This is a genomic window from Candidatus Wallbacteria bacterium (assembly GCA_028687545.1).
GTDB lineage: Bacteria > Muiribacteriota > JAQTZZ01 > JAQTZZ01 > JAQTZZ01 > JAQTZZ01.
This window is the reverse complement of record JAQTZZ010000001.1, coordinates 68,511-93,597: the sequence shown is the minus strand read 5'-3', so window position 1 is coordinate 93,597 and position 25,087 is coordinate 68,511. Positions and strand designations below refer to the sequence as shown.

The following is a 25,087-nucleotide window of genomic DNA, read 5'->3' as shown; positions in this document are numbered from 1 at the left end:
CCCATGCTTACCAATAAGTCAATGATATACAGGTTGGGCCGGGAGTGAAGTTGCAATTTGCGGCAATTTGCAGCAAGACGGAAATCAGGGCAGCAGGATGCAGTAATCGGCTGATTTGTTGAAGCAGCAGCCTGTCGAATCCTCTGTGTTCCGGACGAAGCGGAGCGGGTCCTCCGGATCAAGGGCTCTGCGCAGGCGCGAGATGTTGGAGCGGAAAGTGCCGGCATCTGCCACTGGGTCGAAATCCCTGCCCCAGATCTTCGGGTAAAGTTGTTTTGCGTCGAATTCCCGGCCTGGGTTGGAAGCCAGCTCCTGCAGCAGTTTTGAGATTATTTTTTTATTGAACAGATCCACCTTTCTGCCGTCAACCAGCAGCAACAGACTGATGAAATCAGCGAAGATTTCATAGCTCTCGGCTTTCTTCCTGACAGCATCCGCTTCCATAGAGCCGATGCAGGATGATTCCTCCCGAACCAGCAGCCTGATTTTTCCCGGCTCCCGCATTTTTCCGATCCACCATGATTCTTCCTCTTCTTTCAATTTCCTGGCTTCGGCAGGCATGTTATCCAGATCCAGCCTGTACCGGCTGTAATATTCGCGCGCCAGCCCGGCTTCCCCGCTTTTTTCAAGCACAGAACCCATCAGGAAATTGAAGTAAGTGCAGTTTATCGGGCAGCTGCCCTGAAAATGCTTTTCCAGTGACTGCAGCCGGCTCAGGGCTTCAGGGAATCGGCCTGTAATGATCAGATACTCGCAGTAAAATTCGGTGGCCACGCATCTGGGAGTAAGATCCTCAAACCTTTCGATCGTTTCCATGGCTTTCGCTAAATATCTCTCGGCAACTTCGGTTTCCCCAAGCCTTAAATAGACCCCGCCGGTTTCTGCCTGGGAAGAAGCCTCATTGATTTTATCGTTGTTGCATCTGAAGAACCCCTGGCTTATCAGATAGTGTTCAATGGATTCCCTGAAATCACCGGCCAGCTTGCAGAGTGCGCCAAGCAGGTCATGGACATACCCGAGGCTTTTGGTGGAGTCCTGCTCCTCGCAGAATTTCAAGGCTTCCTGAGCCACCTGTCCGGCCTGTTCCAGCCTGTTCAGCATCATCAGGTAATATCCTTTTGAATAGAGGATGAATCCCAGCCTGCTTCTCAGTCCGCTCTGCCTGGCCAGATCGGCGGCAAGCGTCAGCTCTGTCAGCGCTTTTTCAAGGTCGCCTGAGCAATTGTAAACCTGGGCCGAGAGTTTGAAATAACCGACACGGGCATTCGGACTCAGGTCAAAGTCACGCGATCCGCGCATCCGATCCAGATACTCCCTGCTTTTTTCATACTTACCGAGAAAAAGATAACCTTGCGCTATCCGATACTCCAGCAGGATTTTCAGGCCTGAATCCGCTTTCTCCTGAAGGTGCAGCAGCATTTCCTGGGCCTTTTCGCTGTTCCCGTCGGAATCCTCGATGCAGGCTTCATAATACTGCCTGAAAAAACCGCTGATCCCGGCCAGTTCCGCTTTGGCTTCAGCAAACCTTCCCTGCATCAGCAGCTGGGAGACCAGCAGGATTTTCAAGTCCTGAACGCGGTAGCCGGCTTTCAGCACATTCCTGATGATCGGCACAAGGTCATCGGCTGCAGGATAAAAAAGGGCCGCATCCCTGTATTTTATCAGTGCGTCGATGGCTGCCTGCTTTTGCCCTGCGCAGAGAAAATGATAGCAGATCTCCTTCAGATAAGCCGGCTCTGAGCCGAACCGCTTCTGCAGCAGATCAGCTGCTTTTTCATGCAAAGCGCTGATCTCGTTTTCTGCTGTTTTGCCTGAGATGAAGCTCTTCAGGAGCATGGGCAGTGTTATTTTGCCGTACGGGTCAAACTCGGCCAGGCAGGAATCCCTCAATCTGGCGAGCGCTTCCATTCCATAGTTCCCTGAAATGTCTTCCAGAATTTCTCGGTCCACTGGAATACGGAAAACGCAGAGCTGTTTCAGGATCCACCTGAAATCCCTGTTCTGGGATTTCCAGAACGAACGCTCGAAAAAATCACTGATGATTTCATCGATCTTCCGGTCCCCTGCCAGCCTGGCAGGAGTCATTTCACCTGACAGCAGAAGAGCGCAGATGGCCTTGACCGAAAAGGGATGCCCCTTTGACAGGCTGTAGACCTTTCTTTTCGCTTCATCCTCCAGAAGATCACGGTTCTGGAACGAAAATATCGAATCAATCATCTCCCAAGTTTCCGGTTCGGTCAGACCGGGCAGGGGGTATGAAAAAATATCCGCTGAAAATCCGGCTGCGGTTTTAGGTCTGGTTCTGGAAGCGACGATCACTTTCCCTTCTGCGGATGTGGAAGCTTTTTCCAGCAAATCAAGCGTTTTCCTGCTTTCGGCCAGGTGAAAATCGTCGATGATCAGCGTGATGCCCCTTTTGGTCAGAAAATCGAGAAACCGATCCGGATCATGGCAAAAGGGAACTTCCTTGTCGCCGGCATAAAGGCGCAGGATGTCTGAAAGTGAACTGTAAAAATCCTCTGCAGACCAGGCATCCCTGCAGCGCAGGACTACTGAATTCCATCCGTTCTTTTGCAGGCTGGCGCGCAATTCTCCTGTCAGCCATGTTTTACCGGATCCGGGGAGGCCTATAATGCTTATGCAGCCTGCCCTGGAAAATTTACCGACCAGGAGCTCTATGATGTCCTTTCTGGTAGCTTTCTGGATATCGCTGCGCATCAGCTGATTCTATCCCTTTAAATCGAAATTTTCAATTATGAATCACTGTCTGCTCACATCTTTCCAGCTAAATTCATTGACTCTGCCAGCGATCGCCTGGCTTTACATAAGCTTCTGTTTCACATATAATTACCGTATGAATACTGTTTCAGCACAGCGCTGCCATAGGATCGGCGACCTTAACACGATCTGCGACCGGATCTCCCGGACAGGCTGCGTATTTATCGTCGGCATTCCCGGGATCGGAAAATCAACGCTTCTCGCGGAACTTTCCGAGAAACTCGAAGCTGACGAAAAATACTCCGGAAAGGTGATTCTCTTCAAATGCCGGGAAGGATGGAGCGCCAAAGATTTCTATTCCGAGCTGGTCAATCGTTTGAACACTGCCCTGGGAAGTAAAAAACTCTCTGCAGAAAGCAGCCCGGCCTCCATCGTCGAAATTATAGACAGCCTGTCTGCAGCATTGCTGATCGATGAGTTTCATCAGATCGAAACCGCTGAAACATTAAACATTACCGAGACAGCCCCTGACATGCGGAGGGGAAAGTTGATCGTGGCTTCCCGCAACATCCCTGATTTCGGGCCGATAGCTTCAGCAGGAATTTACATACACAGGTTGAAAAACATGAATCGGCATGATGCAGGCGAAATGCTGGAAACGCTTTTACAGCTGCACAGTTATTCCGGAGTAGGCCAGGACCTGAAAAATGCTGTCCTCAATAAAACCGGTGGACATCCCCTGCTGGTCAAGCTGCTTTTCGGTCTGATCATCTCGGGAAAAATGGCGCTGAACTCCATGAAACATGATGAAATCGGAGTAACGGCACACTTTACGGAACCTTTTTCAAACCTGTTCTGGAATGACCTGGACAGCAAATCAATGTCACTTTTGAAAGCTTTCAGCGTATGCAGAATCCCTCTCTCGGAGGCAATGCTGAAAAATCTGGATCCAGGAGCATCCGCACTGGTCGAAAAGCTTAAAAAACGCTGTCTGCTGGATGCAGATCAGAGTGGAAGGATCTGGATGCAGGACATGCTGCGACAGCTGGTGAGGAGCAAGCTTACTCCAGAAAATCTGAAAAAGCTCCATCTGAAGATGGCAAAAGCCTTCGTCTCCCATACCGGCATGGATCCTGAACTGCTTAGGGAAGCATATTTTCACTACCTGGAAGCCGGGGACACGGCCAAAGCTGAAGAGGTTTTGATTCAGCTTGTGGAAGTGAACGATTTTTACCAGGATTCCTCCCTGGACCTGGTGCATCTTTACAGGGAAGCCCTCGGAAGATGGAAAATGAAGAGCGACGATGTTAAATACGGTTATGTGGACCAGCTGATTCTGTCCCGAAAACTGGAAGAAGCTGAGCGGATCATCCCGGAAATCAAGGGCTGGCGCCATTACTATCTTCTGGGCGGCCTGCGTCAGGAGCAGGGGAGATTCGCTGAAGCAATGGAGCATTTCACCAAAGCTCTGATAGACTGTCCGACTGGCAAGGAGACTCTCACCTTCAAACTCTCCATCTGCTTCTGCCATACCATGCTTGGCGATACTGCTAAAGCGGAAGCAGCCATGGAAAAGCTCGCCTCTGACCCTGAACTCAAGAAGCATGATCTGCTGCAAATAGTGTTCTGCCAGAACTCGGCAGTCTCTTGCTACGTTTCAGCCAAAATGAGACGCGGCCTGGAATTCGCCATCCAGGCCGAAACTCTCTGCCGGAAGCTCGGATTTCAGATCAGACTGGCTTCCATACTTTACACAAAGAGCATTCTGCTGATTGCCCTGAACGACCATGTCGCAGCCGAAACTGCAGTCAGTGAATCCCGCGAAATCAGCCAGAAAATGGGTAACCTGCAACAGCAGATGACTGCCTCCTGGGCCTACTCGGATCTGTGCCTCGCTTCAGGGAAAATCGAAGAATCGATCCAGCTCAGGCAGCAGGTCTTGAAAATAGCCGAAACACTGAATATCAGAGACTGGATTGTGGCTGCTCACGGCAGGATCGGATATCTCTATCTTCTCCTGAACAGACTGGAAGAAGCTTCCAGGTCCTTTGAACATGCCAGGGAAAGCCTCAGAGACCTGGACAACAGGCGCTGCCGCCTTCATCTGGCACTTCAGCAGGCCCCGTTTCTGATCGCCACAGACCGCAGCGGCGAAGCGATCGAAATCCTGAATGAAGTGCTTCCTGACGCTGAAAAAAATTCGCAGCTCAATGCCTGCTATATTCATTTTTATCTGTCCAAGGCTTTTCACCATACAGGCAGGAAAAGTGACTCCGAAAAATCTCTCAAATCTTACAGAGACCTTCTGGCCCGGCTTGATCCGGGTACAGCCAAAGTCGCTGAAAAGACTACCGGGGCATTTGAGATGGTTCTGGCGGAGAGAAAATCCGCAGTCACTGTGATTCGCAATGGAACACGGTCGCGGCTTCACACACTGAAGGATAAAGATAAACTGCTGGAAAATTCCGGCAAGTATGAGATATTGCTTGACTTCACCTCAGGACGCATCTTCGTTGACGGCGAACCGATCGATTTTGGAAGGAAACGAGCGCTTTTGAAAATCCTGATGGAATTCGCTGCCTCTGTCGGGCGTGACCTTTCCATGGCCGCAGTTTTCAGGCGGATCTGGAACAGGGATTTCGATCATGAAAATGATGCGAATGTCTTCCGCACGCATATTTCCAGGCTGCGGAAACTTCTGGACAGAGGCAGGCCGAACAGATTCATCCTGAATTCGATGGAATCAGGTAACTACCGCTTCAACGAGCAGGTCAGCCACTGTATCATTCTAAAAGGCTGAGGGTGCCCGATTAACCGGACACCCTCTTATTATCATATCCCTGAAAGTAGAGACCGATTTAAATCAGCCTCTACTTTAGTTCCTTCAGAGAGCGCACCAATTGCTGCATTTCAACTGATTTATCGTCCTTGGCTGATTCCTGCAGGTAGCTGATCAGGCTGTCTACGCTGATCCGCTGTGAAACCAGCAGGTCAGCCAGCTGCCTGAGGTTATTCTCGCGTGAGAGCACATTGGCTAAGTATACTGTATCTTCGATTTCACCCATGTGATAGCGTTCCATGCTTTGCCTGCAGTCTTTGTCCAGATTTTTCAGGGCATAAAGTTGAGCAGTCAGAGGGCTCTGCTTGCCGAGTGCCGCCTTGACTGCCTTGTAAGCGTCGATCCTGCCCCAGCCGGTGTTGTTGTCCGGTCCTGAAACATCGAGATCAAGAGCGGTGGATTTCAGGATCGAGCGTACTCCTTCCCTGTCAAGGCTGGGATTGGCCTGCAGCATCAGTGTCACAACTCCGCAGGCATTCGGGCAAGCCATCGAAGTGCCGTCGAGTTTCGCCAGTTTATCCTTGAAGTAGGAAATGACTTTTACGCCTGGAGCGCAGACATCCGGCCTGATATGGGTCTGCCCGTCGAATTCAGAAGGGCCGATGCTGGAAAAGGAGGCTTTCTTGTCATTGGCGTCAGTGGCACCGATGGCAATCGTCTCCGGAAAGTCTGCCGGGGAGCCGCATTTCTTGCCTGAATTGCCGTTTGCCACCACCAGGATCACTCCTGCGTCTGTGACCTGCTTGATATACTGCCGCATTTCAGGCACTGACTCTTCAGCACCAAGTGATACATTGATCACGCGAACTCCGTCCTTGGTATTGGGATTGCCGTCCAGATCGCAGAGCCACTGCATGCCTGCCAGAATGTCGTTGAAATCTCCTTTGCCGTCGTCTCCCATTACCTTGGCGAAATAGAGCTTGGCACCTGGCGCCACACCGATCCTGCCGTCGAATGAACCGTCCGGCATGGGGAATCCCCAGCTCATGTCGTACAGAGTCCCTTTAGCGCTGCCGCCGATGATGGTCCCGCAGACATGTGTGCCGTGTCCCACAACATCGGTGATGTTGGTCGTAACTTCACCGCTCTTGAAACACTTTCCTTCCACAAACTTGCCGTCTGTGAATCCGAGGTTCGTGTTCAAGCCTGAATCGACAACTCCTACCTTGACTCCACTCCCGTTGATGGACAGTTCGTTCCAGACTTTCTGCACATTCATTCTGGCAAGATTGTATGTGTCTTCTGCTCTAACCGTGTAGTCGTCCACTTCAGGTCCCGCATTTCCGAATGAGTGCATCACTATGTTCGGCATCACGCTCTCTACTTCCGGAATCTCGGCGATCTTATCGATCATGTTCTTTGTGACTAAAGCGAAAACTGCATTTGCCACCCAGTATGAGGTGTAAACCAGTTCTTTCCCGGTTTCCTCGGCATACATGGCCTTGAGTGACTCGATCAACTTGGGCTGAGTGGCACTGGCTATGTTGTGCTTGTTGAGGACGGGATTTTCAGTTGGCCCTTTCAGCGCATCCGGGGTCTTGACCAGGATCATGACTCCGATCGCATCACTACCCTGCCCCAGGTATTCTGGAAATTGGGCGGAAACTATCCCTTTAGCAGATACTGTTGCCGCGATAACTAGACACAGCGTGAGAATCACGAGATTGCGCATACGATGCTCCTTTCAAAATGTACTCCATGCGAACCGGGTTCTACCCAATTCTGTCATCGACTAATTTTCTCTTTTATAGATAAAAAGAAAAAGCATCTAAACGCCTCAAAACATGAAAAATATCCGGGAAATAAAAAAGATGGATCAACATTTATTCAGGAATGACGGAACTGAACAAACTCAGAGTTTTTTTACGGTATCGCCGGTTTTGATGGTACCAGCTTTGACTACTTTGGCGTTCACTCCTCGCAGGTTATTCTCTTTTCCCATCGGTGAGTTGACGAATTTATTGGCTGCCTGGCCAAAGCGTTCGGCAAATTTGGAGCAGCCGAGATGAGGCTTTTTGACCACTTCGATCACTGCTTTTCCGACTGCTAATTTCGTGCCTGGCGGCAGATTGGCCTGGCTCAGATCCAGGTCGATGAACAGCTGATCCCCGGCGAGCTGCCAGCGCTCTTTACCTTGAGCCACCAGAGCAATCGCTCTGGAGTTCATTATACAGAGCTGGGAATCCGAACTCACGGATTTGTCACCTTCGCCCTCTTTTCCGCGGGACTGCCAGTTGTCTCCAACCAGGCCTTCTTCCGGATCAAGCTTGCCTTCAGCCAGGACTTCCCGCTCATCCATGTCCGGCCTGATCACAATCATTTCCAGCCTGCCTTTATCCTTAGGTGACCTTAAAATTTCATCCAGACCATTGATCAGTTTATTCATTGTCAGGTGTATTTCGTTTTTCATAATCCTCCTCTATGTTTCTTATCATTATAGATGATTCTGAGGAAAAAGGGTGGATTTCTTAATTTTCTGCGACTTTTATTCTGGTCCAAAATAGTCTATACTGATTTCCTGTCTGTATTATGGGGGATAAACGGGAGGTAGAATCAGGCAGCGCTATTTAATCGATTTCGCCAAAGACGGAGATCTTGTCTATATCTCACACCTGGATTTCCAGCGCCTGATCCAGAGAGTGGTCCGCCGCGCCTGCCTTCCTGCCCTTTATTCAGAAGGTTTCAGCCCGCACATGAAAATTTCTTTTCCTTATGCTCTGCCGCTTTTTCTGGCAGTCTCGTCCGAGCGCTTTGCCTTGGAGCTGACCGAGCAGATCGATGATGCTCTGCTGATTGATAAACTCAATTCACAGGCTCCCAAAGGACTGGTGTTTTTAGCCGCCAAAAAAACGGACACCCGCTCCTTTCAGCTTCAGGAAGACTGCAGTTATCTGCTTGAAATCAAGGAATCCGAAGCTCTGCTCTGGCGGGATGCCGTGACAGGAATTTTAGCTGTGCCTGGCCCGGAATCTGAGAAAATCAAGGATTTTTCCCTGGAAGGCCGTTTTCTCAGGCTCAACACGCGTTCCCCGTTCAATCCGATGAAATTTGCAGCCACAGTCAGCTCCAGGCTCAACACCACGCTTTATTTAGGAGAAATCAGGAAGACATGAAGAAAATCATCATCGAAGTCGGCATCTTTTTTATCCAGGCCACCCTCGTCTGCGACGGCAAGATTACTGAGCTTTATGTCGAAGATCGCAGCGCCCAGAGCATGGTCGGTAATATTTACAAAGGAAAAGTCACCAACGTACTGCCTGGAATGCAGTCCATCTTCGTGGACGTCGGCAACAAGAAAGACGTATTCGTGTATGTAGGGGATTTTCAGAAAGTACCGGACTTCCTGGTGGAGGAATACGGAATCGAATCCCCGCAGCAGGCTCCGCTTGTTGACATCAAAAAACTTTTCCGGATCGGAAACCAGATCATCATCCAGATCATGAAAGACCCCATCGGCACCAAAGGAGCCCGTGGCACGCCGCATCTCACCCTGCCCGGCCATTACCTGGTGCTGATGCCTCAGGATTGTCATGTGGGCATCTCGCGGCGCGTGGAAGATGAAAAAGAACGCAACAAGCTGAAAAATACCATCGTCAACTGCAATAAAGAGAATTACGGATTGATCGTGCGCACTGCAGCATCGTACAAAACTCCGGAAGAGCTGGAACGCGAGTATTCCTATCTCATTCACCTGTGGCAGAAGATCTGCCGTAAGATGGAGAAGAAAGGGCTTCCCAACCTGATCCACAGGGAGCCTGAACTACCCCTGCGCGTAATCCGTGACTTCTATGATCGGAGCATTGATGAGATCATCATCAATCACGAGGGATTCCATAAAGAAATCGAAGAGTTCATCTCCTTCATCGACCCCTCAGGCGGGGTCAAGCTGAGCCTTTACGATGAAGCCAAGGCCGGCAAGCCGCTTTTCGAGGAATATGGACTGGAGACTGAACTTTCCAATTCACTCCAGCGCAGGATCGACCTGAAAAACGGATCTTACCTGGTCCTCGAACATACTGAAGCCCTGACCGCGGTTGACGTCAATACAGGCAGTTTTGTGGGTAAAACCAATCTGGAAGAAACGGTTTTCGCAGTGAATAAGGAAGCTGCCCTGGAAATCTCCCGTCAGATCAGATTGAGGGACATTGGCGGCATCATTATCATCGATTTCATCGATATGAAGGAACACCATCATCAGGACGAGATCCTGCGGATTTTGAACGAAGGTTTCCAGAACGACAAATCCAGAGTCTGCATCAAAGGCATCACTGATTTTGGTCTGGTGGAAATGACTCGGAAAAAAGTCAAAAACTCCCTGCTCGATACGTTGACAGAACCCTGCCACTTCTGCTCCGGGAGCGGCCGCGCTCCGGCGAGCAAAAAAATCGCGGATAAAATTTATTCATTTCTCAAATCAAAAAAGCACGGGTTGGACCAGGATAAACTGATCGTGCATCCGGTGATCTATGATTTCATTCAAAAGAATAAGCTGCTGAAAGATTTCGACTCAGCCACCGGTCATCAGCTGACCCTGGATAAAGACCCTGGTCTGAGGATTGATGAATTCGAGGCTATTTAGTAGCTGTTAAAATCTGAACCTTGTGAAGATTTTTTACAGTTACCCAAGTGAACTACGTGCCCTGAAACCAATAGTTTCAGGGTGAGAGCCTCTAACAAAACGAGTTTGTAAGAGGCTCTTCAAGCGTAGTGGGATTTAACTCCAAATAATATTTCACTTGCTTTTTAAAAAAATCCGGGTTTAATTGCTTCAACAGATCTATAGGAGGCACAGGTGAAACTTTACGGTTTATTTCTGATTCTGGCTCTGGCTGGAATGACGATTGTTCCGGCATTTGCAGGCAGTTCATTTGTCGGTGTTGCTCAGGTCACAGTCTGCGCTGAAAAGAACGGGACTCTTCCGGAAATCACGGTGCAGAAATGCACTGACAAACTTTATGCCACCCAGTCTGAAGCTGCTGCCGCTGCAGCAGAACTGATTAATGCGGTAACACAGAAAGCCAGGCAGCAGGCCAGGAGCATCTGGGGAGTTTCCACCCAGGTCACTGATAATCAGATCAGGATTTCCGAGAAAAACACATTCGCCAGGCAGGCTCCGGAGATCAAAGGCAGAGAAACCCTTTATTACAGGGGAATCGTTGCCCAGGCTTTCATGTTCAATTTTAACGGCGACTCCAAAGTCGAATTCTATTCAGAAGTCACCCCGGCATTCGCCAGCTATGATGAAGCTTTCAAGACAGCCCAGGCACAGGCCAAGCATTGCATGGACACTTCCAAGGCCTGTATCGCGCAGAAATACAATGTACTTGTAGACCAGATTGAAATGATCTCAGTCACATTTGATGTCAATCTTACAACCAGAAACGAAGCGAATTACGTGCCACATTTCCGGGGTATGGTCGTTGACGGCCTGTCCTTTGATTACCAGGGCGAACGGAAATTCGTGCAGATTGCCGGAGTCACCGAAGTTTTCGACAATTACAATGATGCCTGGAATGCTGCCAGAGGCATGGCCAAATCAAATCTGGACAGAGCCAAGGCTGAAGTAAGCGCCCAGTATAGCGTGACTGTCGAGAAAATCGAGTTTCTCAGCGTTGTCTTCGACGTGCAGCTGATGTAAAACTCTCAGAAAAGCAATCAAAAAAGGCTGTCCGGAAGGGCAGCCTTTTTTATCGGAAATCCCTATGTTCTACTTTTTCCCTTTATCAGCGCATAGAATGCAGGTATTATGAAAAGTGTGAGAACTGTCGACGTGATCAGTCCATATACTACAACCACTGCCAGCGGTCTCTGAACTTCCGATCCTGCACCATGCGAAAGCAGTAAAGGCAGCACTCCCAGAATGGTAGCTCCGGCTGTCAGAAGAACCGGGCGCAATCTGAGAAGACATCCCCTGACAATCGCGTCTTTCAAAGGCTGCCCTTCGGCAAACAGCTGATTGATATAGCTCACCAGGACCATCCCATTCTGCACGGCGATACCAAACAGGGCGATGAATCCGACTGAAGCAGGAACAGAGAGATATTCTCCTGTAACCAGCAGCCCGACTACACCTCCGACCAGAGCCAGAGGAACATTTACGATGATCAGGAAAGCGTCTGAAACAGAATTGAATGCGATCCACAGGATCAGGAACACCAGAAATATAACTGTGGGCACAATAATAGAAAGTGTCTTCATGGCCCGTTCCTGATTTTCAAACTGGCCGCCGTATTCCACATAGTAACCGGTTGGGAGGGAAATTTTTTCCAGAACAGCCTTCTTTACATCAGCTACAACACTTCCCAGATCGCGGTTACGGATGTTTCCCTGCACGATCCAGCGGCGCTGGTTATTTTCACGCTTGATCTGCAGATGTCCTGTCACAGTCTTGATTTCCGCGATCTGTGAGAGAGGAATCAGGTTGCCGTCTTTTGAACTGATCAGAAGTGTTCCGATTGCTTCGGGATTGTCTCTGAATGACTCCTGATAGCGGAGCTGAATGCCGACCCGCCTTGTGTTCTGATAGAGATAGTCCACAACCTTGCCGCCGATCGCCAGTTCGACCAGTTCCTGTATCTGGTCGACATTGATTCCATAGCGGGCGCAGGCATCTCGATCTGGGACTATCTGCAATTGCGGCTGCCCGAAGCTCTGTTCAACCGACAGGTCGACCAGACCGGCAACTTTGCTCACTGCAGCCTTGACTTCCACAGCTTTTTTCTGCAGCACATCCAGATCCTCTCCATAGATCTTGATAGCCAGCTGCGCCCTGATGCCTGACAGCAGTTCATCAAATGCGTTCTGAATCGGCTGGGTGAAATTGAGCTGCACACCGGGAACTGTGGAGAGATCTTTCCTCAATTCCTCCACCATCCTTTTCTTCATTTCGCGGTTGATCTGAGACTCGCTTCCCACCAGCTTGACATACATCTCGGCGTAATTCACAGGATGCGGGCATGTGCCTGACTCAGGCCGGCCTATTCTTGAAATGACTTCTGCTATTTCAGGATGGCTTTTGATCAGATTTTCCAGCTTCCAGACAGTTTCAGTCGCCTTATCCAGAGAAATGGAAGGAGCCATGGTTGCACCGATCGTAATCGCGCCTTCTTCCAGAGTAGGGATAAACTCAGTCCCCAGCTTCAAAAGCAGAGGGAGGCTTAAGCAGAAAATCAAGGCCGCGGCTGTCAGAACCATTTCCTTTCTGCCGATGACCCAGCATAACAGCGGGGAATAACATGCCTTCAAATGCCTGATCAGCGGGTTTTCGAAATGCCCTCCTTCCTTGAGGAAGAAATGAGCAAGTACAGGGGAAAAGACGATTGCGGCAAAGATTGAACCAAGCAGTGCGAAAGAAATCGTGAAAGCCATTGGCGAGAACATTTTGCCTTCAATGCCCTGCAGTGTAAAAAGCGGCAGAAATACAGTGATGATGATGGCGATCGAAAAAACAATCGGCCTGGTGACTTCTTTTGCCGCTACCAGAATCACCTCTGCTTTTGTCAGTTTGCTGCCCGGATTTCCCAGATGCCTGAAAATATTTTCCACCATCACGATTGCGCCGTCGCTGAGCATGCCGATTGCAATCGCGATTCCACCCAAAGACATCAGATTGGCTGAAATGCGGAAGATCGACATGAAGATGACTGCGATCAATGCGCACAACGGCAGGGAAAGCGCAACAATGAAGGCCGATCTGGCGTTCCCTAAAAACAGCAGCAGGATCAGGACTACAAGCACAGAGCCCTCAATAATCGCGTTTTTTACTGTTCCGGTAGCCATTCTGACCAGTTCCGCCTGTTCATAATATGGGACAATTTTGATTCCTGCGGGAAGAGAACGTTGAACATCCTCAATCTTTTCATAAAGCTTCTGTATCACGCTGGAAGTATTTTCCCCCCAGAGTTTTAATACCATGCCTGAAACGACTTCCTCCCTGCCGTTTCTTGTAATTACACCTCGCCTGATTTCTTTACCGAAACTTACGGTGCCAAGGTCCGACAGTTTTACAGGTACACCGTTTTCAGACTTTACAAAAACATTTTTCAGCTGCTCAAGATCCTGAATCAATCCGATTCCTCTGACAAGATATTCTTCTGATCCAAGCACGAGGAACTGGCCTCCGGCATTCTTGTTGTTGTTGCGGATCGCGTCCTCTATGTCGGATATGGATACCGAGTATTTCTGAAGCGCATGAGGATTTATGTCCAGCTGATACTGGAAAACAAATCCACCGATGGAAAGGATATCTGTCACACCCGGAACTTTCTGCAGCTGTTTTTTCACTACATGGTCATTGATTTCCCTCAGATAGGTGTTCCTGTCCTTTCCCTGCAGATCTGCGCCTTCTTCCATTGTCAGATAATACAGAAAGACCTGGCCCAGGCCTGATGATATCGGTCCCAGTATCGCCGGCTCCTCTGTGGGCGGCAGTTCAGCCGTAGCTCTGGTAAGCCTTTCGGCTACAAGCTGCCTGGCAAAATAGATGTCCACGTCATCCCTGAAATAAACATATACGACGGCCAGCCCGAATGTGGAAGTGGATTTGACCTGAGTGACTCCAGGCAGCCCGCTCATGGCGGCTTCGATGGGATAAGCGATCAGTCTCTCGATTTCCTCAGGCGCCATTCCTTCGTAATCGGCAAAAACCTGGACCATGATCGGGGAAATGTCCGGGAATGCGTCAACAGCCATCCTTCTGTATTCGAAACTTCCGTATGCCAGCAGAGCCAGCAGCCCCAGAATTACGTACCATCGCCCTTTGAGTGATAATTCTACAATGCGATCCAACATGAAAATCTCCTTTTAATGCCCATGCCCTGCATGGGAATCCATCCCGCTGGAAACAATTTTAGCTTTCAGTTCAAAAGCGCCTTTAGCCACATAGCTCTCGCCTGGATTCAGACCGGAGATGATTTCAATGTGCGAGGCATTGCTTCTGCCAAGTTTGACGGGCCTGGTCACAAAACCCTTTCCAGAATCGACAAAGACCACTTTTTCGGTTTCTATGCTTTGCACCGCATCTTTAGAGACAAGCACAGGTATCTTCAGTTCGTCGCCGCTGATGACTACTGTTACGAATTCACCCGGTCTCCAGGAACCATCTGAATTGTCCAGAACGGCCCGAGCCGCTGCAGTCCTGGTGCTGCTGTCAATGAATCGGCTCAGGTAATTTATCCTGGAAAAAATGCCGGCTCTGTTCTTGTCTTTTTTTACATCCACATCCATGCCTTCCCTCACCAGAGAAAGATTGTCCAGATAGACATTGAATTTCACAGTCACACTGGAAAGGTCGGCAATTGTAAACGGTTTGGCGCTGTCATCGAGTTTTTCACCCAGAACTATCTGCCTGTCTATGATCACGCCTGAAATCGTGGATTTTAGTTCATACTTTGTCAAAAGAGGGCCGTCATGTTTGTGAACACGGCTGATTTCAAGTTCGCTCAGTCCCATTGCGATCAGATTCTGTTCAGCAAATTTCTTTTCCAGAGTGGCTTCAGCCAGCTTCTGTTTCGCATCCAGGAATTCCTCCGCAGAAGTGATCTTCTTTTTCCAGAGTTCCTGTTCCCGCTCAAAGCAGATTTTTTCGATCTCGATCTTTTCACAGGCCGCAAAGTATCTGGCGCTGGCTTCGGTAAGTTCTCGGCTTTCCATGATTGCCAGCACTTCCCCGGTGATCACGGTCTCTCCAGCTTTTTTTCTGACTTCTGATACTATGCCTGAGACCTTTGGCACGACTAAAGCAAAGTTCTCGCGGTTGAAATCTATCTCTCCGGGAAGAGCAACTTCACTGCTCAGGCTTCCGGAACCTGCCACAGCCATCAAAATACCATTATCAGCCATTTCCTTTTCAGTGAGCTTTATGCCTGCTGCACCACCGGCATGTGCACCAGGAGCTTCCCCGGTATGTGCGTCAGGTGCTTCCCCAGCATGTGCATCTGGCTCTTCCCCGGCATGTGCGGCGGGCGCCTCTCCAGCATGGCTTCCAGCAGTTTCCCCGGCATGAATATCAGGAGCTTCTCCAGCATGTTCGTCATGCACCTCAACTGAAACGGCATCAGACTCTGCGGACTGCAGCGGTAATGAAACAAGAGTGATAATCAAGAATGCTGCGGATATCAAGTTAAACAATTTTCCAGTCATTTTCAGTTCCCTCCTATTTTTTTAAACTCAGGGCAGTCCAAGGCATGGCCGATCAGCCTTTCCAACTCGGCTTTTTCCAGGTGAAATTCCTCGGAAGCTTTGACCAGCTCGAGACGGGACTCAAACAGAGTCCTCTGTGCGTCCAGCATTTCCAGAAAACCGAACTTTCCAAGCCTGTATCCTTCACTGGCCAACTCAAAAGCACTCAAAGATGCAGGAATGATTTCTTCTTTCAGAGTTCTTGTCTGGCTGCTTAAAGTTTTCAGGGAGTTAAATGATGACGCGAAAGCTGATTTTATTTTAAGTTCGGAAAATTTCCGTTCTTTCTCGATCTTTTCAAGATTCAATTCAGCTTCCCTGATGCCTCCGGAATTTCCAGTGAACGGAATTGGCAGCGCGACTGCGCAAAAATAGGCATACTCATCGCTTGCCTTGAAACGGGATAAACCGCCTTTGAAAGTCAGGTCCGGCAAAGCCTGCGACTTCTGCGCTTTCAGAACAGCATGTCCATGACCGCTCACTGCTTCCCATCTGTTAAGATCAGGAAAATCCATAATCCTGGTTTCCAGGTTGGGCAAAGTAAAGTCTGTGACTTCAAGCGCAGTGAACTCTATTTTCTTGGAATCTTCAGTTCCAAGTATTTCATTGATGGAAATAAATGCCCTTTCCAGTCCCCTTTCCGCCTGACCCAGTTCGATCGCGGCTATAGATTTCGAAACATCCGCCTTGGATTTTTCCATCATTGAGTCCTTACCCGCCTCCACTCTCCTGGAAACAGCTTCCCGCGCCTGTTCCGCAAGTTTCAAAGACTCCCTGGACAGCACTACCATTTTTTTTGCCGCACAGACTCGAATGTAAGCAGAGGTGACAGCTTTGATCAGATCAAGTTTTCTGGTTCCGTAATCGTTCTTGAGCAACTCTTTTTCATAATTAGAGACTCTGACTCTGTTCCCCCGTTTCGAGCCGGTTTCTACCTGCCGGCTTAAGGACCATGAGAGAGTGGACACTCCATATCCAGAAAATGATCCGTTTCCTCCAAATTCTTCAGCCTCGAATTCAAGTTCAGGATTCGGGCTCCTGCCGGATTGATGGATTCGCGAATCAGCAACCCTGATCTCAATAGATAAAGCCTGAAGTTCCTGATTGCGGTCAAGTGCTTGTGAAATAACCCATGAAAGGGCTTGATTGTCTGAAGCCCTGACAAAACAGTTCCCATCGTTCGAACAGCGTTCGCCGCAATCTGCAGCCAGAATTGTGGTTGTCAGGAAAAAAAACACGAAAGCTCGAAATGCAGACCTGTTGCGTGCCATACCGGCACCTCCTTTTAGTAAGTTATGGATTTCATTTGCATGCATAAATTTGTTAACAGTATAAAGAGGCAAGAGCGCAGGTTGGTTTTGAGACCATAATTTAGGATGAAGTGAAGTTTATACGGTCTCTTGTTTGTGTTGGAAAAATGAAGGAATCAGATCAACAGGACCGTCGATTTTTTTTGACTGTTGAAATTATGAATCAGAAAATCAGTGTTCCCAAACCTCAAAAAATTTGGAGTTGGAAAAAACTCCTGGCAGATCGACGATTTATACATAGCTTGTCCGTCGCATGAAAGCACCTGTGTCAGATGGATTTTTACATTAGTGTGAAAAAGAAGCTGTAGATCAGTGCAGGCACCGCAGTCTGTCTCCATGTCCGCTCCTCTGGAAAACGGGTTTTCATCCCCTCTGGTACCGACAACTGCTGCGCAACGGCCATTAAGTGAAGTTTCTATTTTCGAGAATCCATCCTCTCCAGTGCAGACAACAAGAGATACTCCTGAACTCAATATCGTAACCAGGGCCATCATCAACAGCCAGCATGACAGAAATGTACGTTTGGAAAGAGTCATGACAAAATTATACCGGTTCTTATCGTTAATGGTCAAAGACTAATTTTACGGATAAAATCCGATCGCAGCATAGGCCACTACATCCGGCATCGGATAGGCTTCGCCTGAATGGGTATAGCAGAGCAGTTCCGCACTGCCGCCCTTGTGTTCCTGCAGGCACAGTAAAACCGTGATCGGCAGTACACCGCAGATGGTCAGGCCTTCTTCAGCTACCAGCTGATAAAATCCTTCGGCATCGCCATCTGTGATTCTGTCGATAGCCGGCATATCCCTTTTCTTCACAATTTCAGGTTTCAGATAATGCGAAAAATCCGATGAAGCCACATATCCGATGTTCAGGTCAGGATGAGCTGTATCGTAATCGAACAGGTCAAGCGCCAGTTTCCTGCAGATTTCAAAGTCATGCTCTCTGATACAGATGGGAAGTATTTTCGGGGTTTTCTCGAATTTTTTCAAGATGAACGGCAGCTGCACTTCCAGAGAATGCTCGAACTTGTGGGCTGCTTTATCGATTTTCCAGCCCTTTTTCTGCATGAATTCTAGCATTTCTGAGCTGACATCCAGATTTCCGAGCAGCGTTTCCCAGGGTTCGTCAGACATGGAAACATCCCCGCCGTAACCGGTATGATTCGGGCCAAGCAGCACCAGTATATCGAATTTCTGCTCCCCGAAAGCCGAAAAAGCCCGTGCTGCTGCAGCACCTGAAAAGACATAACCCGCATGGGGAGTTATGATTCCCCAGGCCGATCCTTCAGTCTCCCGGGCATTCCTGAAAAAATCAGCCACCATCTTATCCAGTTCCTTCGGATTTCCAGGATAAAACTTGCCGGCTACCACTGGTTGTCTCATTTAGATCTCCTCAGCGTGAATCTGAATTCTCTGATCTTATCATCCAGTTCGATCTTCTTATGCAGAAGCAGGGCATAGCCCTGACGGATCAGTTCGAAATCCTGAAAATTCTTCGTGACAGTGAACACAGGTTCTCCCCAGCAATCCATGGCTTCTGAAGAGCTGATCTCCAGGGAAATCCGGGGTCCGTCCAACCGGATCTGAGTGATTTCCGATTCAATCGTCTCTCCCAGTTCATATTCAGGAAAAGAGAGATTCAATTCCAGGCCATACCAGGTCTGGATCAGCGCCCCGCTCAGGTTGCGCAAAGCCACAGTCAGTTCCAGCCCGTTCTTTGACATGCGGTAATCTTTGCGAACAGACAGACTGTGACAGCCTTCTTCAGTAATCACAATGCCGGTGCGCTCCAGCCTGATTCCGCCTGGCTGGGCCTCCAGGATCTTATAGGCACCGGCCAGAAAGTCTCCCTGCTCTCCGTATTTGGCGCGGTCGAACTGGGATTTTACAGTATCTGGAGCCAGGAAATGATCCAGGCAGCAGTGACGCTGATAGGCATCGTAGCAGAGCCTGTCGCTCAGCTTCTCATAAGCCTCGCGATGATAAATCTCGGGTTTCCGGGAAAAGGTGTTGATCAGGTTGTTTTTTTCCTGAATCAGATCCCATTCGTATAGAGAACCTCCGGTTGGCGTGAAATAAAAATTCTGCTCCCCGTCGGAACAGAAAACTTCATTCTGCCCGTCCTGATCCAGGTCAGCGACCTGCAGGATGGGATATTTCAAATCTCTGCAGGCAGCCTGGGCTGCGATCAGCCGTTCGTAAACTGCCTCGCGCAGGACAGGCAGGTAGATCCCGCCGAACAGGCCGTGCCAGTAAACACAGTTGCATTGCGCGGCATAGATAAGTTCCAGCGCGGTTTCATTATCGGCGAATCCGCGCATTTGCAGCATTTTCTTATGCATCAGGTTGGATTCAGGATACTTGACCAGGAAATTCTTGAAATAACCTTTCTGCAGGATTTTTTTCAGTTTTTCGTCTGTCAGCGACTCCTGGTAAAATTCGTAATTCCAGCGGTCTGCGACAGACAGCGCCCAGATGTTCATGGAATCATAACCTGATGGCTGGAGATAGACTCTGCCTGTAGGCGGGTTTTCATTAATCTGATCTTCAAGAAAAACCGTCTCGATCTTGTGCTTCACGAGCTGGGAAAAAAAGTCGTCCAGCCAGCCGTTTTTATAAACCAGTTCGAAGCATCCCGGCCAGGCCCCGAATTTCTCGCCGTCATCCGCGATGATCTGCAGTGGATTCACCGCTGCGGTCTTCCGGATTTCCTCGATCACCTGCGGAACTTTCTGCCAGGGAGTGGCATAACGCATTTTTCTGCTGATCGGGAAGAGGTTTAGGGGTTTCCCGAAATAGTCAGTGACATAATAGCCTGCCGGATTCTCGATGCCTGCCACCTCGAAATGCTCTTCGTCGAGCAGGGTGTACAGGATGCCAGTGGCAGCGAGTTCAGGGATGATCGAGTCTTCCCAGATGCGTTCCGCAAGCCAGATGCCTGTGGTTTTTTCGCCAAACTGGTCAGCCAGCGCCTTTTTCATTTTGTTGATCTGCCCGATCCGGTCTTCAGGCGGAATCAGGGCCAGGATCGGCTCGAAATAGCCGCCAGCCAGAAATCTGATCTGGCCGCGTTTTTTAAGCATACGCAACAGATCCAGATATTCAGGATGTTTATCAATCAGGAAATCCAAGAGAGGCCCTGAAAAATGGAAGGTACAAAGGATGTCGGGATGATCCTGCAGCACACGCACAAAAGGCAGATAAGAGGTGTTGAAATTCTCCTCGAAAACCTCGGGGAAATTACCAACAGGCTGATGGTTGTGGATCACGATTGCGATTTTAACTGGATTCTCGGTATTCACGCAGAAATTCTAACGGAAATCAGGGCGGTAGGCAAATTGAATTGGATTTTCATGGATGTATTTCCTGATGCGGTCAAATTCGCAGACACGGATTACACGTTCATGATAATTTTTCTGCCAGACGGGCTGGCCTGGTATGTTACGGATTTCATTGATGCATTTTGTCACCGCGGATTTGTATGATCGAATGATTGCGGACAATGATCCAGGTTTTACGAAAAAAAATCGATCGTGTTTCGTGTTCGTAGGGGTACCCGTATTCGTAGGGGCGCAGCATGCTGCGCCCCTACGAATATTTGCATCCCGACCAATTTCGTGATTTTCAAACGATCCCTCATCACCAACGATAATAATCATATGGACATGATCTGGCATTACAACAAATGCATCCATTCGGACATTGCGGAAATGACATGGAATTTCATTCAGGCAAACCTGTGCAATTTCCCCGGATTCGTTTAAAATAATTTCCCTGTCTCTGACGTTTCCAAACACCCATTCCCTGTTGTATGTGCAGATTGTCACAAAATACCCGCCTGACGATGCATAATCAAAATCACGCAGCCTGATCGACTGTCTGTGATGTTGAATACCGTTGAATTGCATGAACGGTTTTAAACATTTTCCATGCCACATTGTAACATGCCGCAATTATAAGGGTTTTGGCAATTCTAACTGGAACCAGGTCAAATTTATTTATCAAAATGAAACATGCTGGTATCAAAAAGAGACATTAATCTCGTTTGGAAACGATTTCATTCTCATTCAAAACCGAATAAATATCTCCAGTATCCGATTCTGCCATGCGGAAAATATTCATCAATCGTGTTGTGGAAGGAGCAGCAGGAGATGTAGTCTTCGTTCTGTGTTTTATTAACCTCGTAAACACCGCCATCCGGGCAGACAGGCAATCTGTTATCCTGATTTTGCTTATACAATTCATCCATCTTGATCCCGCTGCTCTTCCACTGAGGATTTCCCATTCTGTATATCTCCATGGCAGTTTCAATGACTCTCAGATTTGCCAGGCAAGCATAGGTATGCCGCAAATTCTCGCTTTCCTTCCCGAAAATCCAGGAATCAATGCCTCTAACATCGTGCCTGTATTTTTCGTATGAAATCTCTAAATATGCCAGTGAAAAAATCACCAATATCAAAAAAATCGTTAATTGTCTTCGCATCACTTTAATTATTTCAAAATCCCCCTCTTTTTGCAAAAAACGGTTCAATAGCATAGATTGATTGCCATGGAAGCCCCTTCGCTGCTTAATCATATTGCTTCCTCAGGGCGGGCTCTGAAAAACCGGAATTACCGGCTTTTCTTCATCGGGCAGCTCATCTCCCAGATCGGCTCCTGGATGCAGAGCATCGGCCTCTCCTGGCTGGTTTACCGCCTGACGCACGACGCCTTCCTGCTCGGCACTGTAGCCTTCATCGGCGACCTGCCCATGTTCATACTGGCCACCACCGCCGGTGTGCTGGCAGACAGATTCAACAAGCAGAAAATGATCATCGTGCTGCAGACTTTGTTCATGATCCAGGCTTTTGTTCTGGCTTATCTCACCATCTCCGGCCTGATCACAGTGCCTCAGATCATGGTGCTCTCCCTTTTTTCCGGCCTGATCGCGGCTTTTGAGACACCCACCCGCCAGTCTTTCATCGTGGAAATGCTCGACGACCGCGACATGCTGAGCAACGCACTCGCCCTCAATTCAGTGCTGTTCAACACTTCCCGCCTGGTAGGCCCGGCCATCGCCGGCCTCGTGATCCTGCTGGTCGGCGAAGGAAGCTGTTTTTTACTGAATGCGCTCTCTTTCATGGCAGTGATTATGGCACTCTTCTTGATCCGCGTGTCGTATCAGGAAAAATTGCCGATAAAATGCTTTAAATCCGATTTCAGCGAGGGCCTCCGCTACATCACACATTCCATGCCTGTCAAGCATCTTTTGATCCTTTTAATCTGCGTCAACCTGGTGGGCATGAGTTACCGCACATTGCTGCCGATCTTCGTGAAAACAGTATTGCACATGGAAGCCGACGTCTTTGGATTCCTGATGTCAGCGATGGGCATAGGCGCTCTGTTTTCCGCGACCTATATGGCCTCCCGCAAATCCACTAAAAACCTGGAATCTCTGATCCCGAAGGCCTCTTTCCTGATCGGGATCGGGCTGCTGACGCTTTCGCAGACTAATTTCTACCACCTGGCACTGCTCAATATGGTGCTGATCGGTTGTGCGCTCGTGATGCAGGGCATTTCCAGCAACACCCTGATCCAGAGCATTGTCCCAGATCAGATGCGCGGCAGGATCGTGAGCTTTTACGTGATGTGTTCCATGGGCATCATGCCTTTCGGGAATTTTCTGGCAGGCCTCATGGTGGACAGGATCGGCATTCAAAACACTCTGATCTTCGACGGTGCGGTCTGTGTACTTTCCGCGCTTCTTTACATGAGCAGACTCCCTCGTATCAGGTTGGAACTGGCTAAGAATACGAACCAAGGCATTCAGCTTTAAATGAACAAGGCTGTCCGACTTTTGGGACAGCCCCGTTCTGTTTGAATTCCTGTTTTTATCTCAGTTGGAACTTGGCAGCACTGGTGTTTCGTCTGTATCCGGTGGAGGCGGGATATCCGGAGGACTCGGAGGAGTCGGGGGAGTCGGAGGAACCGGAACATCAGGATTCACTGGAACTTCGTCTGTATCCGGCTGGGGTGGAACATCCGGAGTCACCGGAATTTCATTGGTGTCAGGCTGAGGAATCACATCCGGGGGGGACGGCGGAGTCGGGGGATTGGGCGGATTCGGGAACGGGAAGTCAGGAGGAGCGGGCACTGAGAATGCGGTGACTTCCACATTCACAATCAGCTTGTCTTCCTCAACATCGGGCCAGACCATCCTGGCCTGGGCTATTGCCACGGCCTTGACCGCGTCTGCCATGGCATTGGCAGCAGCCAGAGCTTCTTCAGTGGTCTTGAAAGGATACTGGGTCATTTGAAAGACAACTATGGCTTCTTCGGTACTGTCCGGTTGACTGACTGTGGCTTTGACCAGGCCGTGAGTCGCGAGAATCGGATTCTGGTTGGGAACTACGGGTATCGGCATGGGCTGGAGATCGGTCTGGGAACAGAGCTTGGCGTAAATTTTTTCTGTAATGTTCAACTGATCTTCGGTCAGGTTCGGCCATCTGCAATTTGCCATGCCCTTGGCCCCTTCCATCACCGGCTCTTCGTACATGGCTTTGGCATAATCAATTGCTTCCTGCGAACTTTCGAAATACACATAAGTCTGGCCCCCATTGATTACAGCTTCCACGGAGTCACCTGCATCCTTTGGCAGGATCTTCACACACACCACTCCGAAATACAGGTCTCCCTGCGGAGCGATGAAAGTGGCTGCTTCGAGTGCACCGCACAGCACCAGAATGATCACGATCGTCAGTTTTGTAGTCCTTTTCATGTTTCCCCCTCATGCACTGTTTTTTTCTAATTCCAATTATCCGCTGCAGGTCGTTGTACTCAAGTTACAATTTGCTGCAGTGGGGATTAAGAGGTACGAGGTTCGAGGTTCGAGGTACGGCGTGCGGAGCGTTCTTCCTATCCTTCCTCGTCTCACGAACCCCGGACCCCGAACCTAAAATGCTTTTGCCTGTTTACCTTTTCACCTGTTTTCCAGTAAACTTAGTTAACCACTATTTCTGAATGTTAGAAGGTGTATTATGCAGAAGCTTATTATCGTTACCGGCGGCGCAGGATTCATTGGCTCTGCCCTGGTCTGGGCTCTCAACAATCTCGGTATCGACAACATTCTGATCGTCGATCACCTGGGAAACTCTGAAAAATTCAGAAACCTGGTCCCGCTGAAATACATCGATTATCTGGAAAAAGATGACTTCATCGCAGAACTGGAAAAAGAAAGCCTCAGCAGAAAAATCGACACCATTCTCCATCTGGGAGCCTGCAGTTCGACCACTGAAACCGATTCCAGCTATCTGATCAGAAACAATTTTGAGTACAGCAAGAAACTCTGCTCCTTTGCGCTCTCTCACGACGTACGTTTCGTCTATGCTTCAAGCGGCGCGACATATGGTGACGGGACCCTGGGATTTTCGGACGACGAGACAGGTATGCAGGCCTTGCGCCCTCTGAACATGTATGGATATTCCAAACAGATGTTCGACCTCTGGGCGCAGCAGACCGGAGCCCTCAAAAAAATCGCGGGCCTCAAGTATTTCAATGTCTTCGGCCCGAACGAATATCACAAGGAGGATATGCGCAGCGTAGTGCATAAGGCATATGAACAGATCGTGCAAACCGGAAAAGTCCGTCTTTTCAAGTCCTACAGCCCGAACTATGGCGACGGCCTGCAAAAACGGGATTTTGTCTATGTGAAAGACGCTCTCAAAGCCACGCTCTTCTTCTACCACAACCGGAATGTCAACGGCATCTACAACATCGGAACCGGTGTGGCACAGACCTGGAAAGCTCTTGTTGACGCCATTTTTTCGGCTCTGAATCGCAAGAGCTGCATAGAATTCATCGAAATGCCCGAACAGCTTAAACCCAAGTATCAGTATTACACCTGCGCCTCTGTGTCCAAGCTGCGCCTTTCCGGATTCATGGAAGAATTCACTCCGTTGGAGGAGTCAGTAACAGACTATGTGTGTAATTATCTGGTGCCCGGGAAGCATCTGGAACCTGAAAAATGAAGTGAAAAGTGACTGGTGATTAGTGACGGTTAG

General features: G+C 49.1%; 18 protein-coding genes. 7 read left to right on the top strand and 11 right to left on the bottom strand.

The genetic code is table 11. From position 1 onward, the window contains the following. Positions 1-84: 84 nt before the first annotated feature. Positions 85-2,718, bottom strand: coding sequence for a winged helix-turn-helix domain-containing protein (locus tag PHW04_00415; GenBank protein MDD2714334.1), 2,634 nt, complete (start codon positions 2,716-2,718; stop codon positions 85-87). A gap of 136 nt (positions 2,719-2,854) precedes the next feature. On the opposite strand from PHW04_00415, the gene PHW04_00410 reads away from it, so the two are divergent. Then, a complete protein-coding gene (locus PHW04_00410) occupies positions 2,855-5,518 on the top strand; it encodes an AAA family ATPase (GenBank protein MDD2714333.1) in 2,664 nt (887 codons plus the stop codon). Positions 5,519-5,588: 70 nt separating this feature from the next. Here the strand turns inward: PHW04_00410 and PHW04_00405 are convergent, their stop codons facing one another. Together PHW04_00405 and PHW04_00400 are read right to left on the bottom strand one after the other, a co-directional pair. Then, positions 5,589-7,229: a S8 family serine peptidase gene (locus tag PHW04_00405; protein ID MDD2714332.1), complete on the bottom strand. Its 1,641-nt coding sequence runs from the start codon at positions 7,227-7,229 to the stop codon at positions 5,589-5,591. A 180-nt stretch (positions 7,230-7,409) separates the two neighbouring features. After that, positions 7,410-7,967 (bottom strand): MOSC domain-containing protein, encoded by a 558-nt coding sequence (locus tag PHW04_00400; protein MDD2714331.1) that lies wholly within the window; start codon positions 7,965-7,967, stop codon positions 7,410-7,412. A gap of 160 nt (positions 7,968-8,127) precedes the next feature. Here PHW04_00400 and PHW04_00395 point away from each other — a divergent pair, with 160 nt between their 5' ends. From PHW04_00395 to PHW04_00385, 3 genes are all read left to right on the top strand, one after another. Beyond that, the gene (locus PHW04_00395) at positions 8,128-8,670 is read left to right on the top strand and encodes a TIGR03936 family radical SAM-associated protein (protein ID MDD2714330.1); all 543 of its coding nucleotides are present in this window, start codon (positions 8,128-8,130) and stop codon (positions 8,668-8,670) included. Next, entirely contained in the window at positions 8,667-10,136 is a 1,470-nt protein-coding gene (locus PHW04_00390; GenBank protein ID MDD2714329.1) for an Rne/Rng family ribonuclease, read from the top strand. Before PHW04_00395 ends, PHW04_00390 begins: the two co-directional genes overlap by 4 nt. Before the next feature lie 213 nt (positions 10,137-10,349). Beyond that, the gene (locus PHW04_00385) at positions 10,350-11,195 is read left to right on the top strand and encodes a hypothetical protein (GenBank protein MDD2714328.1); all 846 of its coding nucleotides are present in this window, start codon (positions 10,350-10,352) and stop codon (positions 11,193-11,195) included. 62 nt (positions 11,196-11,257) lie between these two features. Here the strand turns inward: PHW04_00385 and PHW04_00380 are convergent, their stop codons facing one another. From PHW04_00380 to PHW04_00355, 6 genes are all read right to left on the bottom strand, one after another. Then, positions 11,258-14,347, bottom strand: coding sequence for a CusA/CzcA family heavy metal efflux RND transporter (locus tag PHW04_00380; protein MDD2714327.1), 3,090 nt, complete (start codon positions 14,345-14,347; stop codon positions 11,258-11,260). Between the two features lie 12 nt (positions 14,348-14,359). Continuing rightward, the gene (locus tag PHW04_00375; protein MDD2714326.1) at positions 14,360-15,697 is read right to left on the bottom strand and encodes an efflux RND transporter periplasmic adaptor subunit; all 1,338 of its coding nucleotides are present in this window, start codon (positions 15,695-15,697) and stop codon (positions 14,360-14,362) included. Positions 15,698-15,699: 2 nt separating this feature from the next. After that, entirely contained in the window at positions 15,700-17,007 is a 1,308-nt protein-coding gene (locus PHW04_00370) for a TolC family protein (GenBank protein MDD2714325.1), read from the bottom strand. Positions 17,008-17,162: 155 nt separating this feature from the next. Continuing rightward, complete coding sequence (locus PHW04_00365) at positions 17,163-17,582, bottom strand: hypothetical protein (protein MDD2714324.1); 420 nt, start codon at positions 17,580-17,582, stop codon at positions 17,163-17,165. A 45-nt stretch (positions 17,583-17,627) separates the two neighbouring features. Beyond that, positions 17,628-18,431, bottom strand: coding sequence for an AmmeMemoRadiSam system protein B (amrB, locus tag PHW04_00360; GenBank protein ID MDD2714323.1), 804 nt, complete (start codon positions 18,429-18,431; stop codon positions 17,628-17,630). Continuing rightward, the gene (locus PHW04_00355; GenBank protein ID MDD2714322.1) at positions 18,428-20,350 is read right to left on the bottom strand and encodes a DUF1926 domain-containing protein; all 1,923 of its coding nucleotides are present in this window, start codon (positions 20,348-20,350) and stop codon (positions 18,428-18,430) included. Before PHW04_00355 ends, amrB begins: the two co-directional genes overlap by 4 nt. Positions 20,351-20,401: 51 nt before the next feature. Here PHW04_00355 and PHW04_00350 point away from each other — a divergent pair, with 51 nt between their 5' ends. Further along, positions 20,402-20,533, top strand: a complete 132-nt coding sequence (locus PHW04_00350) for a hypothetical protein (GenBank protein ID MDD2714321.1) — start codon at positions 20,402-20,404, stop codon at positions 20,531-20,533. Positions 20,534-21,111: 578 nt separating this feature from the next. On the opposite strand, the gene PHW04_00345 is transcribed toward PHW04_00350, so the two are convergent. Then, positions 21,112-21,531: a hypothetical protein gene (locus PHW04_00345; protein MDD2714320.1), complete on the bottom strand. Its 420-nt coding sequence runs from the start codon at positions 21,529-21,531 to the stop codon at positions 21,112-21,114. A 66-nt stretch (positions 21,532-21,597) separates the two neighbouring features. Between PHW04_00345 and PHW04_00340 the strand changes: the two genes are divergently transcribed. Next, positions 21,598-22,863, top strand: a complete 1,266-nt coding sequence (locus PHW04_00340; GenBank protein ID MDD2714319.1) for an MFS transporter — start codon at positions 21,598-21,600, stop codon at positions 22,861-22,863. 60 nt (positions 22,864-22,923) lie between these two features. Here PHW04_00340 and PHW04_00335 read toward each other — a convergent pair whose 3' ends face one another. Next, entirely contained in the window at positions 22,924-23,805 is an 882-nt protein-coding gene (locus PHW04_00335; protein ID MDD2714318.1) for a hypothetical protein, read from the bottom strand. Between the two features lie 259 nt (positions 23,806-24,064). Between PHW04_00335 and rfaD the strand changes: the two genes are divergently transcribed. Continuing rightward, positions 24,065-25,054 (top strand): ADP-glyceromanno-heptose 6-epimerase, encoded by a 990-nt coding sequence (gene rfaD, locus PHW04_00330; protein ID MDD2714317.1) that lies wholly within the window; start codon positions 24,065-24,067, stop codon positions 25,052-25,054. Positions 25,055-25,087: the final 33 nt, after the last annotated feature.

Bases quoted from the DNA above. Each gene is read 5' to 3' on its own strand.
- PHW04_00415 (MDD2714334.1), bottom strand. From the start codon at position 2,718: ATGCGCAGCGATATCCAGAAAGCTACCAGAAAGGACATCATAGAGCTC.
- PHW04_00410 (MDD2714333.1), top strand. From the start codon at position 2,855: ATGAATACTGTTTCAGCACAGCGCTGCCATAGGATCGGCGACCTTAAC.
- PHW04_00405 (MDD2714332.1), bottom strand. From the start codon at position 7,229: ATGCGCAATCTCGTGATTCTCACGCTGTGTCTAGTTATCGCGGCAACA.
- PHW04_00400 (MDD2714331.1), bottom strand. From the start codon at position 7,967: ATGAAAAACGAAATACACCTGACAATGAATAAACTGATCAATGGTCTG.
- PHW04_00390 (MDD2714329.1), top strand. From the start codon at position 8,667: ATGAAGAAAATCATCATCGAAGTCGGCATCTTTTTTATCCAGGCCACC.
- PHW04_00380 (MDD2714327.1), bottom strand. From the start codon at position 14,347: ATGTTGGATCGCATTGTAGAATTATCACTCAAAGGGCGATGGTACGTA.
- PHW04_00375 (MDD2714326.1), bottom strand. From the start codon at position 15,697: ATGACTGGAAAATTGTTTAACTTGATATCCGCAGCATTCTTGATTATC.
- PHW04_00370 (MDD2714325.1), bottom strand. From the start codon at position 17,007: ATGGCACGCAACAGGTCTGCATTTCGAGCTTTCGTGTTTTTTTTCCTG.
- PHW04_00365 (MDD2714324.1), bottom strand. From the start codon at position 17,582: ATGACTCTTTCCAAACGTACATTTCTGTCATGCTGGCTGTTGATGATG.
- amrB (MDD2714323.1), bottom strand. From the start codon at position 18,431: ATGAGACAACCAGTGGTAGCCGGCAAGTTTTATCCTGGAAATCCGAAG.
- PHW04_00350 (MDD2714321.1), top strand. From the start codon at position 20,402: ATGGATGTATTTCCTGATGCGGTCAAATTCGCAGACACGGATTACACG.
- PHW04_00345 (MDD2714320.1), bottom strand. From the start codon at position 21,531: ATGCGAAGACAATTAACGATTTTTTTGATATTGGTGATTTTTTCACTG.
- PHW04_00340 (MDD2714319.1), top strand. From the start codon at position 21,598: ATGGAAGCCCCTTCGCTGCTTAATCATATTGCTTCCTCAGGGCGGGCT.
- PHW04_00335 (MDD2714318.1), bottom strand. From the start codon at position 23,805: ATGAAAAGGACTACAAAACTGACGATCGTGATCATTCTGGTGCTGTGC.
- rfaD (MDD2714317.1), top strand. From the start codon at position 24,065: ATGCAGAAGCTTATTATCGTTACCGGCGGCGCAGGATTCATTGGCTCT.